Raw genomic sequence first — 15659 nt, 5'->3', positions numbered from 1 at the left:
TTATTATGCAAAATTTACAATTAAGTTATCCTATAATAGTAGAGTTGGGGGATGTAAAAGATACAAAACTGAAATTAATAAAGGTCATTGCACAATTAATAAGTAAGAGGTACAAAACACAGAAAAAAGCAGCAAATGCTCTAAAGATTGATCAACCTAAAGTATCTCAAATCAATAGGTCAAAAATCGAAGGGTTTTCCTTAGAATACTTGCTTAACTTATTGATTGCATTGGACCAAGACATAAACGTAAGAATAAAGCATAATTCTAAACCTGTATAATATGTAAAGGACAAATGGTGATTTAAATGCAGAACAATAAAACAGTAAGTCAGAGGCATTTTAAAAAGAACTTGTTACTCAACAAAACAAGATTTGAAATTTTGTGCAATGCTATTGATTATAGCTAGATATGCATCTTTTCCAGGCTCTATGTCTGATCCAATAGGATCAAGAACTACCATTTTTGCGTCATTAGAAAGAGCATTAGGCTTTATGCTATCTTCTTGTGAATGAGCAAATATACATTTAACGTTTTCTTCCTTCATTATCTTTTTTAGCTTCATTAAACTCTTCATACCTATGTACGAATCCTCTTCTATAGAAAGAATGGCACTTGGGTGATTTAAACCAAAATATTTTTCAAAATATTGATAAGCATCGTGAGTGACGATGTATTTTTGATTTTTAAAATCATTCAGTTCTTTCACGATTTCTTTTACTTCTTGGTCTATTTTTTTTATGGCTTTTGTTGCATTAGAGTTGTATCGATGGAAATTTTCTTTATCTATGTTAGACAATGTTGCACTTATAAAAAGTACCATGCTCTTTGCATTTTCGGGACTCAGCCAAATATGTAGGTCTTTTTCATCTTGAGTATTGGTAATTTTTCTAGAAAATGAATGTGGACGAGCAGGAAGTAGGTTGATTACCTTTGACAATTGCACTAGTTCTTTATTATTTTTGGCGAAAGTTTGAACAAACGTCTCTAAGTTATCGTCAGTGTAAAATATGACATCACTTGATTCCAAATTACTCGCATCAGACGGCTTTAATATATAATTATGCGCAGATGTTGCATAGCCAAGCAATTCCGGTTCTAAAATCCCTTCTGTCACAGAAGCTACAAGTGAGTGGATAGGTTTGATTGTAGCTACAACTTTTAAATTGGATGAAAAGGCAATATTATAGTATAGTGTAAATGAAAGTAATAGAAAAAAAGCCAGTAAATGTCTCATATAAACGTTGAGAAGAAGTTAAATTTTGCCAAAAAGTTAAATAATGTCAATAATCGTGTTCTAAAAATAGAAAATCTTGCTCTCACATATGATGGTAAAAGAATCCTTGACAATATCAATATGTTCATGGAAAGAGGAGACGTAATTACAATACTTGGTCCAAATGGTGGAGGTAAAACCTCTTTAGTGAAAGCAATTGCTGGCATAAATAAAAGCTGTACCGGTAGTATCGTATTTGCTGACAACATAAAAATTGGCTATATGCCGCAAAATTTTAGTATTAGTAATTTGATGCCAATAACAGTTGAATATTTCCTTTTAAATAGCTCCTTAAAAAGACTAAAGAAAAATCAATCCATTATTACAGAAGCGATAGAGTTGGTTGGTATCGGTAACATTTTGAAGAATCAAGTGTTAGAAATTTCTGCAGGGCAAACACAACTACTACTGCTTGCACGTTGTTTAATTACAGAGCCTGACTTGATCATTCTAGATGAACCAGTCAGTGCAATGGATATTAACGCGCGGGCTAAATTTTATGATATTATAAATAAAATAGCAAAAAAACGATTGGTATCGATTCTTATGACTTCTCATGATCTTAACTCTGCTCTACCATCCTCAGATTACGTAATTTGTATAAATAATACTATCTATTGCCAAGGCAAGCCTGATGAGATTATGAAAAATAGAACCCTAAATGAAATATTTAGCAGTTACGCAGCAAAATGATTCAAAATATTTTGCGTCTTCTGCACATAACTACAGTGCTGACACGTTACAATATATTACCTTATTTACTTCCACCATCAAAGAAATCAATAAATAAAATACAAGGCCATAAGCTAAAGTGTACTCTTGAAAAATTAGGTCCGGTGTTCATTAAGTTTGGGCAGTCTATCTCATCACGTACTGATGTTTTAAATGAGGATATAACAAATAACTTGTTATTGATATGTGATAGATTGCCATCATTTTCACATAAAATAGCAGTTAAAACTATAGAAAGTGAGTTTAATTGTAAATTGAGCGACATTTTTTCAAGCTTTTCTGAAAAGCCAATTGCAGCAGCATCGATTTCTCAGGTGCATAGAGCGGTTACAACTGAGGGTAAGGAAGTTGCTGTGAAGGTTTTAAGGCCAAATATTGAGAAAACATTCTCAAGGGATATAAAAATGCTTTCTTGGCTTGCAGAAATTGTAGAAAAATTTAGCGAACAATCAAAAAGGCTGAGGCCAATTGAATTAGTCAAAACTTTTACTGAAATTTGCCGATTAGAGTTAGATCTACGTTTTGAAGCTGCTCACTCTTCAGAACTAAAGGAAAACACAAAAAATGACAGAGGTTTTTATGTACCTGAAATAGATTGGAATAGAACTGCAAAAAAGGTTTTAACATTAGAATGGATAGAAGCAACACCAATATACGAAGTTGAAAAACTGAATAATCGTAAGCAAATAGCTATCAATCTTATAGAATCGTTTTGTAGTCAGGTATACAGGGATTGTTTTTTTCATGCTGATATGCATCCTGGAAATCTAATGGTTGATAGTAATAACAATATTATTGCCCTGGATTGTGGAATCATGGGTAGAATAGATCGTGAGACATGCTATTACGTTATAGAGATACTCAAAGGCTTTTTAAATCGGGATTATGACCACGTTGCAAAAATACACTTTAAAGCTGGTTACGTTTCATCACAGCATAGAAATTTTGTCACAGCTTGCAGGGCAATAGGTGAACCCATTATTGGGCAGCCTATACAGAAGATTTCATTTGCTAGTTTACTTGCTCAGCTATTAAAAATAACTGGTGATTTTGATATGAAAGTTCAAACACAATTGTTATTGCTGCAGAAAACTATGATCTTACTGGAAGGGACATGTAGAAAGATCTACCCAGAAATCAATATGTGGAAAGTAGTTGAAGCGTGGATAAGCAGTCAACATGAAAGTAAAATAGGGTATAGGGAAAAAATTAGAAATTCTTATCCTGTAAAAACAATCCAAGGGATATTTAGCCTTATAGAAAAATTAAACCTAATAGCTGATAAAAAATTAGAAAACATCCAAGTTAAAAATAAATCAAATGGAAAAGTCTATTTTTTACTGTGGTTTGTAATTATAATTCTAATCGTTAAATTTTTAATTTTTTAAACTATGGGAAAAAACTGCGTCAAACCCAATTTTTAATTCAACTTAATTTTTAATCTGCAGGAGTCGAGTTGAGAATGTCCAATTTTCCACTTTCTTTATAGCATAACATACTTCAGTCCTGATCCGCCTCTTGCTCCTCTTGAAGCCCAATGGCTCACCACTTATGTGTAAATTAATCGTTAATGTTGTACACGTTCTTTTCTTTTTCTACTCTCTCTTGCTCTTCAATACAATATATAGCAAGCGGATTAGCTTTAAGTCTTTCGACTCCTATTTCTTCTCCTGTTCCATCGCAGTAACCATAAGTGCCTAATTTTATTTTTTCTAATGCCTCCTTAATCTTTTCTTTTCTATCTTTTCGGCGCTTGATTAATTCCTCATTTCCACTATCTCCATCAGAATAGTATGTATCAATACTATTATCTTCTAGTTCTTGTTTCTCCAACTCAGCGAGTATTGATTGTAACTTTAAGCTGAAGTATTCCAGTTGTTTTACGCTCATATATTCTTCATTTTCTGAAGGAGTGTAATCCTCTGGTGACTTTATTTTCGGTAACTTTTCCATAATTGCATTATCAAAAAAATAATAAAACCTATATAACTTATGAACAAAAAATTATACTACCCTCAAAGTAAACACTATAATTTATAATAAACATTTAAAAGCCTAGTATGATCGACTTAGTAAAAAAATTAGTAATAGATGGTAAGAATCTTACCTATATAGTATGTATTTTTATTATAATGTTAAGTTTATCTTCATTTACACTTGAAAACAACAATAAACAAGAAGTTATGTTAACATTAACATGGATATGTGCTACATTTGTTTTGCAGATCTCTACAAATAATTTGTTTACATCTGATTATCATGATGGAATATTAGAGCAAATCTTTGTACAGCCACTCTCTTCTAGGCTTATAGTTGCTTATAAAATTTTCGTTCACTGGTTATTATTTGGGCTACCGATTTCAGTGGTTTCTTCCATATTCAGCTTTGCAGTTCTAGGCAATAGTATTGAACACTCAATAGCAGTTGGAGTGTCTTTATTATTTAATACGCTGATAATCATTAATATTTCAGCTACTGGAAATGCATTGATGATTGGTCGAAACAACTTAGCATCAGGAGTATCGCAAATTCTTGTTTTGCCAATGATAATGCCAACCTTTGTGTATTTTAAAATGCTAACTCAATTTGAAAATTTGTCCTTTAATATTTATACACTACTAATCACCATGTTAATTTTTGTCGTTTTGATTGTTAACAGCACTATAACTACTCACATGGCATTAAAATTTGCTGTGGAACAGGATTGAAAAATCTTACTGTTATTCAGTAGGTATCCGTTTAGCAGAGTGGCAAAATAGGTAGACAAGATAAACCAAAAAATCAAGAAAAAGTGAGTTTACAACAAATGGTGTCATGCAAGTAGCTGACAACATAAGACCTGCTGAGAATCAAGCAATAAAAAGAAGGAAAGGAGGGTGACTAAAATCAAGGTTAACTAAAAGGCGTGCTTAAGATTCACAATACCAGCAATAATATTGAACCTCAGGTTGTATTTTTTCTGAAAATTGCGGTAAACATGAGACATAATCTTAAATATCTTTATCTCACGGATCTTATTTTCTACTCTCATTCTAAATGATGCTAATCTTCTATTATGCTCTTTCTGCTCTGGAGTTAATGGCTTTTTACGATACTTTTTATATGGAATTATAACATTGCTTTGCAATTTTTGCCAACCTTGATATCCAGAATCGGCATATTTTATGCTATCGATTGGTAAATATTTTTCTTGTTTCCTTATGCGAAAATCATTAATTCTACCACGATATGAATTTGACACTGATAAAATTCTTCCACCTTCTTCGATAACAATCTCAGTTTTCATAGTGTTGGTTCTTTTTTTTCCTGAATATGATTTCTTCCGTTTTTTACTATCTTCTGGTCTCTGTATTTGCTGTTCTGTAACATCAGCCAGAATCTTCAGTATTTTTTCTGGTGTCATACTTCTATCTTTTGTTATAGTAACTTTTTTGGCAAGTAATGGCTCTATTTTCTTCAGTAACCTACATACATTTGCGTTGTGAACATTGAACAGGCACCCTAAAAATCTATGTGTTATGTAAGTGCGATAGTACAAAATTACGCAAAATAACTTATCTTCTAGAGTTGGTAGTTGTGATCTTCTACCATGGCACTTTTTCTGTTTTTCAAGTCTTTCCCACCCAGACCTAACTTTTTCCACTACCTTTTCGAACTCCTCTATAGTTAAACCTGTTATATTACGAAAGTTTCTTGGGTGTTTCTTCATGTTATAGTAACTAAAGCTCATTTTTTTACCTTACTCAATCTGCTTATTCTTCTTCTACTTCTCTCACATTATTTTTTCAATCACCTTTTGCAGCAGGTCTTTAGATTTTTCTGTCATTCCAGCACTCTCTTCTGTCATTCCAGTGCCTCCTTCCCCTGTCATCCCAGTGCCCAGACACTGGGATCTCATTTCTTAATTTCACAATATAGATCATCCAAATTGGACCTATTTGCAAGTATATAAATATAATAATTTTGCATAAAAACTTAGATCCCAGTGTCACGCACTGGGATGACAAGAGGGGGTATTGGGATGACAAAAAAAGGAGGCTACTGGGATGGCAAGAAAGGAGCAGCAGGATGACGCCTCACCATGTCATTCCAGCGCGTGACGCTGGAATCCAGCCTTTTCATAATCATCAAAATGTTGTATTTTAACATAAAACGGCTACTTTTATGCTTCACAACTTAATAAAATTCCTGGATCAAAGTAGTCAAGGCACTGGGATGACACCTTCCCTAGTGGAGAAATTACAATGTTCATACGGTTGTACTCGTACCGCTGGGATCTAGGATTTTTCTATAGTTTAAAAACAAAAAAAGGATGTTACTCAATGAGTAACATCCTTTTGGAGAAGGTGAATAGCTTCGTTTAGTCCGTTTTCATAGCTGTTTGTGCAGCTTGCTGTTGAACGTCAGTGTCAACAGCTACTTTCGTAGAAGGCTGTTCCACCAGTTTGTTCAGATGACCTGTCTCTTTCAAATTTGCACGAGCTTCGGATAAGTTATTTTGAGAAAGATTTAGCTTCTTTGGTATAAGAGGATCAGGTAAATCTCCACTATCAACCCTGCCAAAGGAGTCCAAATTAATAAAAGAACTTTTTCTTTTCGGTGTAGAAGGACCAGATGAACCTCTTCCACTATCAAAAGAATTACTGCAAGTGAAAGTTCTGTTACTCAAATTATCCAGGTTTTGCTCCACAATAGGATCACTGAGAACATCTTCACTGAAAGAACTTTGTCCATTTAAGTTAGTCAATGAGGCGCCTCTAGGTAGTTCTGGTGGAGCAACTGGAATAAACTGCTTACCAGAAGATTTTTGTCCTATTGTCATAGTGTTATCAAGCACCCCACAATCAGAACTAAAAGATTCTTGAGGTAGTTTTTCTACTCCACTCCCTCCAAATTGTGATTGCATTGAGCCTCTTCTGCTTTCACCATACCTTTTTGCCACTTCATTAAGCTTCTCCACAACATTGGAAATCCCGTGCTCTGTTTTGCATTGTTTAACAATTCTCTCAACTTTATCGTGATGCTCAGAGAAAATAGTATAAAGAAAATAAGTATCTTTAGGTAATGACTGTTTCGTTAGCAAATCATGTAACTTCTCAGCATTTAAATGCTTAATAAAATTTATCTGCTTATCCCATTCAGGTGCATATTTCTCCGAATCTGTTCCTTGCGCATGGTCTTTTTTCGATTCGATCTGTAACACTATGTCTTTTAGTATCTTTTTAAGCAACTTATCTTTGTTTGCTATTTCTTTATCGTTAAAAATACCCATTAATTGCTCTTTAATACTAACAATTTTGTTCTTCGCATCACCTGAAAGCAATTGACTATTCAACATTGCATCTGAGTAGTTAGTTTGACTAGATAAGCGATCTAACGATTGTGATACATTGTGCACTACATGACTTGTACTACTTTTTATCTTATCTTTAGCACACACAGCACCATCTCTAATTTTTCCTGCAGCGTATGTTGACGCGTCCTTAACTTTCTCGGCAGTATATTTCGCCCCATCAACTGTCTTTTCTGCTGACCATTTGAGCCCTTTGAATGTGTATTCAACTGCTTTCACAGCAAAAAATAGAGTAAGGGCAACTATTGCACCTGTTGCAGCAACCGGTAAAGCAACTGCCACAAATGGAAGTAATGCACCAACCATCACACCTACTGCAATCATTTGCTCTTTTGCAGACCAATTAGAAAAATTTTTTATATCTTTTAGTTTATCCTGCACAGTTTCCATGAAAGGAGAATTTTTTTTAACAGGACTTGAATTTGTTTGTTCACTGGCTAACATTTTAAACCTCACTATTAATTAAATATATTCATATTGTACACCCTCAATTCTTAAGTTAGTGTTAATTTGGCTGTTAATGTTCATTTGTCTTTGAATAATTCTGCTTGACGTGTTTTTTGGAAGCGTAGAAAATTAGGTCAAGAAGCCGGAGTATTTATGAGGTGCATAAAAAGGGCACTCATCTTTTTGGCTGTTATAACTTTAATAATAATAGCTTTACTATTTAGGTATAATTCCCATTTTCACGAAGACGTAGTGCACTTAAAGAGTGACAATAAAGAATTCAAAAAAAAGCCAGAAAATTCCATAGAGTCGACCATACTATATAGAGAAAAGGAAGTGTACGATCATGTTTTCCATCCTGATGATTAATTTGTAAATAAAATAGCAATTTATGTTTGCATTTTCTTATTAAAGAAGTAATATTAGCGTATTAATTATAGAATCAATCATTATGTTTGATGAGAATAATCCTTGGAATTTGGGAAAGAAACCGGTAGGGAACAAAACTCCTAATAATGAAGATATTTTAAGTAAAGCTGTATCTGATGTAAGGTTCTTTCTTAATGGATTAACCAGAAACAGGGGCAAAAAACCTTATTTCATCATTTTCATTATTTTACTGTTCTATGCTTGCACTGGCTTTTATATTGTCCATCCTAGTGAGGAAAGTATAGAACTTACTTTTGGTAAATATTCTAATACAGAAACACCTGGTTTGCGTTATCACTTCCCCTACCCTATTGGCAAGGTTTTTAAAGTGAATGTTAAGGAAGTAAATCGTGAAGAAATTGGGGTAAGTAGTTCTTATGGGCGAGACACAGATCGCGGTGAAGGTGTGATGCTAACTGGAGATGAAAATATAGTCAACGTTAACTTCGAGGTTCAGTGGCGCGTTAGAGATGCCAAAGATTATCTATTTAAAGTGCGAGATTATAAACCTGGTTTTAGTGTTAAAAATGCTGCTGAAAGCACCATGAGGGAGATAATAGGCAAAAACACGATCTCTTTTGCACTTAGTCATCAAGGCAGAGTTGAAATTTCCAGAGATACCAGAACTTTATTGCAACAGATCCTTGATGGATATCAAATGGGTATAGAAATTTTATCTGTCCAGATGAAAAAAATAGACCCACCAGAAAAAGTAATCAGTTCATTTAGAGACGTACAAAACGCTATTGCAGACAAAGAACGTACCATAAATGAAGCATATGCTTATAGGAATGACATTATACCTCGAGCAAAGGGTGAAGCGATAAAGATAAAACTAGATGCAGAGGCATATGAGAATGAAATAATAAATGAAGCAAAAGGTAATGCAAATCGCTTTTTATCTCTTTATGAGGAATATAGGCAGAATCCTTCTCTCGTTAAGAATCGTATTTATCTTGAAACTATGGAAAATATTTTCAGTAAGGTAGACAAAGTTGTTGTAACTGATGATCTGAAAGGTATGTTTTCTTATTTACCTCTTACAAATTTAGGGAAATAACCATGAGTAGTAATATTAAAATTGTTTTTGTTTCTGTATTTGTTGTTTTATTGATTGTTTTATTTAATTCAATATTTGTTGTGCAAGAAACAAAGCAAGCGATAGTTATACAACTCGGTAAAGTTGTAAGAGATGTTAGGGAAAGTGGCTTATATTTTAAGTTACCATTCATAAATAGTGTAGAGTTTCTTGATAAAAGAGTTTTAGATTTAAGTCCTGATAAGATCCCAAGGGAAGTGATAACAGCGGATCAAAAACGTATTATAGTAGATGCGTATGCAAAATATAAAATAACAAATCCTGTTACTTTTTACCAGGCTGTGAGGAATGAATCAGGGCTGGTTAGAAGATTGTATCCGGTTATAGAAGCACACATAAGAGAAAATATAGGCAGATTTTCGTTGATTAGTTTGTTGAACGAAAAAAGATCAGAGGTTATGCAATTGATTCAGCGTGGAGTTTATTCTGAAGCTGAAAAATTTGGCATAGAAATAATAGACGTAAGAATTAAGAGAGCAGATTTACCAGAAGAAAATAGTTCTGCAATATTTCGCCGTATGCAAACTGAAAGGGAAAAAGAAGCAAAAGAAATTAGAGCAGAAGGAGAGCAAGCTGGGCAGGAAGTTAGATCAAAAGCTGATAAATTAAAAAGGGAAATTATCTCCAGTGCAGTAAAAGAATCATATGAAATAAGGGGCCGTGGTTATGCTGAAGCAACTAGAATTTATAATGAGGCATTTAAGGTTGATGAAGAGTTTTTTAACTTTTATCGCTCTATGAGCGCTTACAGTAAATCATTTGCCGAAAATAATACTAAATTTGTACTTTCACCAAACAATAACTTTTTAGATATTTTAAACAAAGGATGGAAATAATTTATGAAAAGTAAGGCATTTATTTTATCTATATTTGCATATTTTCTAATTGCGTTTTCTTCATACGCTAATATATTTGATTGGAATGCAAAAAAGGTCGTTGATGCTAGCACTACTGCATGTAACTGTAATCAAGGACTTGCCGATTTAGTGGAAGAACTCATTCCTGCAGTTGTGAATATTTCAAGCGAACAAATAATCAAACAAGAAAGTAACAATAGAACTAAAATCCCTTTTATGCCAAGAAATAATTTCTTTGATGATTTTAGAGAATTTTTTGAGCATTTTGATCAGTTTTTTATGGATAGGGGCCCTAGTGTTAACAGAGAGGTGGTGTTGCTTGGTTCTGGGTTTATTATAGATAAAGGTGGAACTATAGTAACCAATTATCACGTTATTAAAAACGCCCAAGATATCACAGTTACTATGAACGATAATACTTATTTCAAAGCAGAAGTTTTAGGCTATGATGCAAGAACTGATCTTGCTGTGCTTAAGGTTCATTCTAATAAAGATCTTCCTTTTGTTGCATTTGGTAATTCTGATACAGCAAGGGTTGGCGATACAGTTATTGCAATAGGTAACCCATTTGGTTTGGGTAGCTCTGTAAGCACAGGAATTATATCTGCAAGGTCCAGAGACATTAGTATCGGCACTATGAATGAATTTATTCAAACTGATGCTGCAATTAATAGAGGCAACTCTGGAGGGCCATTATTTGATTTAAATGGAAAAGTTATAGGCATTAACACCGCTATCTATTCCCCATCTGAGTCTGGCGGTAACGTGGGTATAGGCTTTGCTATACCATCTAATTTAGCTATGTCAATTATTGATACATTAAAAAGTGGCAAAAAAATAAAACATGGTTGGCTTGGTGTGCAAGTTCAGCCTATAACGAAAGAATTTGCTGAGTCTTTGGGTTTAAAAGATACAAAAGGTGCACTGGTTGCAAGTATAGTAAAGGATAGCCCTGCAGAAAAAGGTGGAATTAAGGTGGGTGACATATTATTAGAATTTGATGATAAAAAAATTGATAGAATGACACAACTGCCTCAAATGGTTTCAAGAACTGAACCTGGAAAAAAAGTACAAATTAAGTTACTTAGAAAGGGCAAAGAGGTCAATATTAAGGTTGTGATTGAAGAATCTGCAAATGATGGTCAAGGTAATAATCAAAAAGAAAATAAATCAACATCCGATTACATAACTGGTTTAACTGTTTCAAACCTGCCAAAAGAATCAAAAGAAAGTAATCCTACAAAAGGTGTGATAGTTACTAATGTAGATAGTAACAGTAATGCCACGCTGCGTGGTATTAAAAAAGGAGACATTATTATCCAATTAGATGGAACCGATATAAAAAATACTAATGATTTTCAAAAACAAGTTGATTCAGCAGTAAAGAAAAACGGTAAAGATTCAATAATGTTGCTCATTTACCGCAATGGAAATCAGTTTTTTACTTCAATAAAGTTAAAGAAATAGCACTTTTCGTAGGTTATTTACTAAATTCACAAAGCAGTAGCGTTTGCCATTATAGCTACTTCAATCTTATCAAATAAATCAAATCTACATTAGATTTATTGCATAACCATATATAAAAACCAAAGGATGTCATTCCAGTGTCAGCTACTTGTAAGAACATTTACTAAAATATACACATGAACAAAATCAACTTCCTAAAATTCATTGAACTATGCTTTCAAACGGTGGTGCCGGGATGTTAGTATAATGATTATCAGTACATAAAAGTCATAGAAGAAAGGCTGAAAGCAGCGAATGCTGGCGAAGTAAGGCGCATAATATTCAATATGCCCTCCGCGTTCAATGAAGTCCATGTGCATAAGCGTTGCGTGGCCCGCATGGATACTGGGAAATCAGCCAACTGCAAGAATAATAGTTGCAAGTTATTCTCGGCTGCTCAGCGAAAAGCACTCGCTTGATACCAGGCGCATAATGCAATCTGATTGGTATAAAGAGCTGTTTCCAGAGGTAAAATTATCCAAAGACCAGAACACTAAATATAAATTCCAAACAGTGCAGAGAGGATTTAGAATCGCAACATCAGCTGGAGGGACGTTAGCCGGTGAAGATGGAGATTTTATTATTGTGGACGATCCGCTTAACCCTGCTCAAGCTTTGAGTGAAACGTTTAGAAAGCGTGTTACAAATTGGTTCGATCAGACTTTGGTAACGAGGCTCAACGATAGAAAAAAGGAGTAATTGTGCTTGTTATGCACAGGCTGCACCTGGAAGACTTAACTGGGCACCTTCTCTCCAAGCCAAAAAACATATGGCATCACATTTGTTTGCCAATGATTTCTGAAAAAGTGGAGATAATCGACTCAATTACGACACAAGAAAAAGGTTTATATTCAAGAGAAGAGAATGAGTTATTATATCCCCTCGAGGGAGGAAGAGAAGAAGTTGAGATGATAAAAGTTGAACTCGGGAGTTACGCTTTTGCTGCTCAATATCAACAAAACCCCCTGCCGCTTTCAAGCGGTATAATTAAACAAGAGTGGCTAAAGCGCTATAAAAATTTCCCTGATAATCCCTCACATGTAACTCAAAGCTGGGACAATGCAGTTTCAACAAACGATTCCAGCGACTTTAGCATCTGTACCACCTGGGCAAAAATAGATAATAAATTCTATTTACTTGATGTATATCGAGCAAAGCTTGAGTACCCAAAGCTTAAAGAGCAAGTTCTGTCACTAGCTGCAAGATGGGCACCACACGCAATTTTGATTGAAGCAAAAACGAGTGGTCAGCAATTAACACAAGGGCTAAAGGCAAATAGCGATCTACCGATTATTGAAATAGTGCCACACAATGACAAACTCACTCGATTTTATCAAATTGTTCCGGTGATAGAGTCTGGCAGGGTTTTTTTGCCACAGCAAGCAGTATGGCTCAATGATTTTGAGTATGAGATTTTAATGTTCCCAGAAGCTCGCCACGATGATCAAGTGGATAGTACGGTGCAATATCTGCAATGGATGAGAAAAACTAACACCAGTGCTTTCAGGGTCAGGGGCTTTGGCCCCAACCCTAATAAAACACTTAGGTGGCTCAGAACGGTGGATTAGGTACAAACCGCTTATACAAAAACTTCTCTTTCTTCTTGCAAGTGTTTCTCGGTCTTAGGAGAATCTACCTTAGAACTTATAAGAAAGTTATCACTAATTTTTTGATTACTAAAAAACGTGTGAAGTAAGTGTAATACCTCCTCAGGAGAACTTGATTGTACTTGCTCCATCTTCTCAGGAGGAAGAGAAAGAACTGAGCACACTTGCTCTTTTGCCTTAGGCTCAGAAAGAAGTAAGCGCAGCTCTCTCTTATCAACATAAAGTAAGTGTAATAACTTCTCGTACCCAGGAGGAAAAGAGCTGGAGTTTAGCTTCTCCTTCACCTCATCAGAAAGAACTTTATATAGTTCCTCCCTCTGGCTAGAGGTAAGAGATGTTTGCCTCTTTGGTCCACCTGGCACACCTTTATGTGTAGAAGAAGCCGGGTTTTTGAGTAGATTTTGAGCAGAATTTAATAATTCACTAAGCATATTTCCAAGTTTAACACCTATTAACAGGTTCTGCTGAGATGAATCACTAAACTCTTCAGTAAGCGGCAGTGACTGTTTCCGCTCAAGCGACCCTAAACCACTATCTGCAAAAATTTTAGAACTACGGTCCCCGGGCATGTTTAGTTTGCCTACGACACCTTGTGAAGGAAGTCCTGGAATACTACCATTAATTGTAGAATGTACAGGAGAAGTCACTTTTGAGGGTGGATTACTTTTTGCTTTTCTTTCTGAGTGAGATCGTTTAGAAAGAGGTGGTTTTTTACTTACAAAACCCCCAGGAGCACTTACACTTGAAGATATCGAATCACGTTCTTCGTTATTTCGCTCAAAAGACGTGTCCTCTAGAAACCCTGATGGAGTGCTACCATCTGAAAACGAATTATTTTTTGACCCTTTCTTTTTCTTAAAAAACTTGCCTATTAGATGCTCTCCAATTGATCGTAACCTTGATGAAGTGTTTCTATCTAAAGATAAATTACTTTTTGACTCTTTCTGGCTACTCGGAAATTCACTCTTTTGTGACTTTGCTTCAGAACACTCATCACTACTTTCTCTATTACTTTTATCAGTAACTTGCTGTTTTTCAGGTTCCACACTAAAAATGCTCTCCTTACCTTTAACACTTGGAGAATCTGCAAAAACCCCAAGACTTGAGGACATTGGATCATTCCCTGTCGTAAGAGGAAAAGACACATACCAAGTAGTTCGCGCACTTTTATCAGCACCTTTCGATGATGAACAAGGGTTCTGAGTACAAGTATTAGTCCCTGCTGATCCACTTTCATTAGCACCTTTCGATGATGAAGGTTCACTAGAACTCACCTGTATCGGTGGCCGGAATCGTGGAACAATACCACCACTACTTGACATAAGAGTAGGCGGTGATGAATAAGAGCCCCGAGTACTAGTCCATGCTGATCCACTTTTATTAGCACTTTTCCATGATGAAAGTTCACTAGAACTCTGTGTCCATAATGAACCACTAGATCCTGGTTCAGTAAATTGCAGTGGCTGCCATTTATTTCCGGACGTACCTTTTGGTGACCAAGAGTTTGTTTGCTGAGTCCAAGCACTAGTCCCTGCTGATCCACTTTCAGCAGCACCTACCTCAGCAGCACCTACATGATGGCGCACTTACCTGAGAAAACACGACTGTGGCTCTGTATCTCTTCAAAGGATGATCTTGGATCGCTACTTGAAGAATGTGCAACAGAATCCTTAGGTTTCGGAGGTGAATTACTATCATAACCACTGTCTGCTTTCCTTTGGTTGGGGGGTGTTCTTAGTCCACTCTGTCCTGCATGTGTAGGAGAATTGAATGGAGAAGTTACTTTTGAGGAGGATCGACTCGAGCCATGTCTCTTAAAATTCTTAAGATCAACTGCAAATTCAAAACGTCCGTTTATTTCATTATATGCAATTGGAAACTCCATAATTTTAGGGAGTAAAAGAGCAATCTGTTTATTAGAGAAAGCATATACTGACTCTTTACAATTAGTGTATTGTGGATTTGCAGTTTTGCCTTTAATATCACTTATAAAAGTGTTAAATACTCCATTAATCTTTGATGCATCCCTAGAACTTAAAGTTTCAAACTGACCATCATCCATTTCTATTAAAGTTATAAGAACAAAACTATCACCGTTTTGCATCTTCTTTTCGTCTGTAAAAATATCATAATCATAAGCGTTAATGGATTTTCTCACCCATTTAGACATTAGACTGCTAAGAACATCTTTAAAATTTTCGACTTTAGAATCCTCCTTGCCTGGAGTTCTAAAATCAAGCGCTACTCGCCCTTTAACATATTCTGTTACACTCTTGATTACCTTATCGTTAACATTTTTGACGTACAACATACCACCTTTATAGTCATAAAAGTCTGAGCTCTTAAGACCACA

Annotated in this window: 14 protein-coding genes and 1 pseudogene; 9 read left to right on the top strand and 6 right to left on the bottom strand. The window is 35.1% G+C overall.

Annotated features, from left to right (window positions below; all coding sequences use genetic code 11):
- Positions 1-5: 5 nt before the first annotated feature.
- Entirely contained in the window at positions 6-281 is a 276-nt protein-coding gene (locus tag AAGD69_RS00470) for a helix-turn-helix domain-containing protein (protein ID WP_341812204.1), read from the top strand.
- Positions 282-355: 74 nt separating this feature from the next.
- On the opposite strand, the gene AAGD69_RS00465 is transcribed toward AAGD69_RS00470, so the two are convergent.
- Entirely contained in the window at positions 356-1237 is an 882-nt protein-coding gene (locus AAGD69_RS00465) for a zinc ABC transporter substrate-binding protein (RefSeq protein WP_265033318.1), read from the bottom strand.
- On the opposite strand from AAGD69_RS00465, the gene AAGD69_RS00460 reads away from it, so the two are divergent.
- Positions 1229-1969, top strand: a complete 741-nt coding sequence (locus tag AAGD69_RS00460) for a metal ABC transporter ATP-binding protein (RefSeq protein ID WP_341812203.1) — start codon at positions 1229-1231, stop codon at positions 1967-1969. The genes AAGD69_RS00465 and AAGD69_RS00460 overlap by 9 nt on opposite strands.
- Entirely contained in the window at positions 1966-3396 is a 1431-nt protein-coding gene (gene ubiB / locus AAGD69_RS00455) for a 2-polyprenylphenol 6-hydroxylase (protein ID WP_341812202.1), read from the top strand. Before AAGD69_RS00460 ends, ubiB begins: the two co-directional genes overlap by 4 nt.
- A 172-nt stretch (positions 3397-3568) precedes the next feature.
- Here the strand turns inward: ubiB and AAGD69_RS00450 are convergent, their stop codons facing one another.
- Entirely contained in the window at positions 3569-3961 is a 393-nt protein-coding gene (locus tag AAGD69_RS00450) for a TraR/DksA family transcriptional regulator (protein ID WP_341812201.1), read from the bottom strand.
- Between the two features lie 107 nt (positions 3962-4068).
- On the opposite strand from AAGD69_RS00450, the gene AAGD69_RS00445 reads away from it, so the two are divergent.
- The gene (locus AAGD69_RS00445; RefSeq protein WP_341812200.1) at positions 4069-4716 is read left to right on the top strand and encodes a heme exporter protein CcmB; all 648 of its coding nucleotides are present in this window, start codon (positions 4069-4071) and stop codon (positions 4714-4716) included.
- A gap of 188 nt (positions 4717-4904) precedes the next feature.
- On the opposite strand, the gene AAGD69_RS00440 is transcribed toward AAGD69_RS00445, so the two are convergent.
- Positions 4905-5717 (bottom strand): transposase family protein, encoded by an 813-nt coding sequence (locus AAGD69_RS00440; protein ID WP_410529852.1) that lies wholly within the window; start codon positions 5715-5717, stop codon positions 4905-4907.
- 651 nt (positions 5718-6368) lie between these two features.
- Complete coding sequence (locus AAGD69_RS00435) at positions 6369-7805, bottom strand: hypothetical protein (protein WP_341812198.1); 1437 nt, start codon at positions 7803-7805, stop codon at positions 6369-6371.
- Positions 7806-7961: 156 nt separating this feature from the next.
- Here AAGD69_RS00435 and AAGD69_RS00430 point away from each other — a divergent pair, with 156 nt between their 5' ends.
- The 5 genes and pseudogenes from AAGD69_RS00430 to terL all read left to right on the top strand — a co-directional run bounded on the left by AAGD69_RS00430 (position 7962) and on the right by terL (position 13267).
- A complete protein-coding gene (locus AAGD69_RS00430; protein WP_341812197.1) occupies positions 7962-8177 on the top strand; it encodes a hypothetical protein in 216 nt (71 codons plus the stop codon).
- Positions 8178-8259: 82 nt separating this feature from the next.
- A complete protein-coding gene (gene hflK, locus AAGD69_RS00425; RefSeq protein WP_341812196.1) occupies positions 8260-9297 on the top strand; it encodes an FtsH protease activity modulator HflK in 1038 nt (345 codons plus the stop codon).
- A gap of 2 nt (positions 9298-9299) precedes the next feature.
- On the top strand, positions 9300-10172 hold the full coding sequence (gene hflC, locus AAGD69_RS00420; protein WP_010962867.1) for a protease modulator HflC: 873 nt from the start codon (positions 9300-9302) through the stop codon (positions 10170-10172).
- 3 nt (positions 10173-10175) lie between these two features.
- A complete protein-coding gene (locus AAGD69_RS00415; RefSeq protein WP_341812195.1) occupies positions 10176-11660 on the top strand; it encodes a DegQ family serine endoprotease in 1485 nt (494 codons plus the stop codon).
- 176 nt (positions 11661-11836) lie between these two features.
- Positions 11837-13267, top strand: a pseudogene (terL, locus tag AAGD69_RS00410) (phage terminase large subunit).
- Between the two features lie 11 nt (positions 13268-13278).
- Here terL and AAGD69_RS00405 read toward each other — a convergent pair.
- Positions 13279-14892 carry a hypothetical protein gene (locus tag AAGD69_RS00405; protein ID WP_341812194.1) on the bottom strand — a complete coding sequence of 538 codons (1614 nt, stop codon included), beginning with the start codon at positions 14890-14892 and terminating at the stop codon, positions 13279-13281.
- A complete protein-coding gene (locus AAGD69_RS00400) occupies positions 14877-15617 on the bottom strand; it encodes a hypothetical protein (protein WP_341812193.1) in 741 nt (246 codons plus the stop codon). Before AAGD69_RS00400 ends, AAGD69_RS00405 begins: the two co-directional genes overlap by 16 nt.
- Positions 15618-15659: the final 42 nt, after the last annotated feature.

Source organism: Wolbachia endosymbiont (group A) of Conops quadrifasciatus (genome assembly GCF_964027015.1).
Classification (GTDB): domain Bacteria; phylum Pseudomonadota; class Alphaproteobacteria; order Rickettsiales; family Anaplasmataceae; genus Wolbachia.
The sequence above is the reverse complement of the archived record's forward strand: the minus strand, read 5'-3'. Positions and strand labels throughout refer to the sequence as shown.

Coding starts and splice junctions, on each gene's coding strand:
- AAGD69_RS00415 (WP_341812195.1), top strand. CDS start 10,176: ATGAAAAGTAAGGCATTTATTTTATCTATATTTGCATATTTTCTAATT.
- AAGD69_RS00460 (WP_341812203.1), top strand. CDS start 1,229: ATGTCTCATATAAACGTTGAGAAGAAGTTAAATTTTGCCAAAAAGTTA.
- hflK (WP_341812196.1), top strand. CDS start 8,260: ATGTTTGATGAGAATAATCCTTGGAATTTGGGAAAGAAACCGGTAGGG.
- AAGD69_RS00465 (WP_265033318.1), bottom strand. CDS start 1,237: ATGAGACATTTACTGGCTTTTTTTCTATTACTTTCATTTACACTATAC.
- AAGD69_RS00470 (WP_341812204.1), top strand. CDS start 6: ATGCAAAATTTACAATTAAGTTATCCTATAATAGTAGAGTTGGGGGAT.
- ubiB (WP_341812202.1), top strand. CDS start 1,966: ATGATTCAAAATATTTTGCGTCTTCTGCACATAACTACAGTGCTGACA.
- hflC (WP_010962867.1), top strand. CDS start 9,300: ATGAGTAGTAATATTAAAATTGTTTTTGTTTCTGTATTTGTTGTTTTA.
- AAGD69_RS00445 (WP_341812200.1), top strand. CDS start 4,069: ATGATCGACTTAGTAAAAAAATTAGTAATAGATGGTAAGAATCTTACC.
- AAGD69_RS00440 (WP_410529852.1), bottom strand. CDS start 5,717: ATGAAGAAACACCCAAGAAACTTTCGTAATATAACAGGTTTAACTATA.
- AAGD69_RS00400 (WP_341812193.1), bottom strand. CDS start 15,617: ATGTTGTACGTCAAAAATGTTAACGATAAGGTAATCAAGAGTGTAACA.
- AAGD69_RS00450 (WP_341812201.1), bottom strand. CDS start 3,961: ATGGAAAAGTTACCGAAAATAAAGTCACCAGAGGATTACACTCCTTCA.
- AAGD69_RS00435 (WP_341812198.1), bottom strand. CDS start 7,805: ATGTTAGCCAGTGAACAAACAAATTCAAGTCCTGTTAAAAAAAATTCT.
- AAGD69_RS00430 (WP_341812197.1), top strand. CDS start 7,962: ATGAGGTGCATAAAAAGGGCACTCATCTTTTTGGCTGTTATAACTTTA.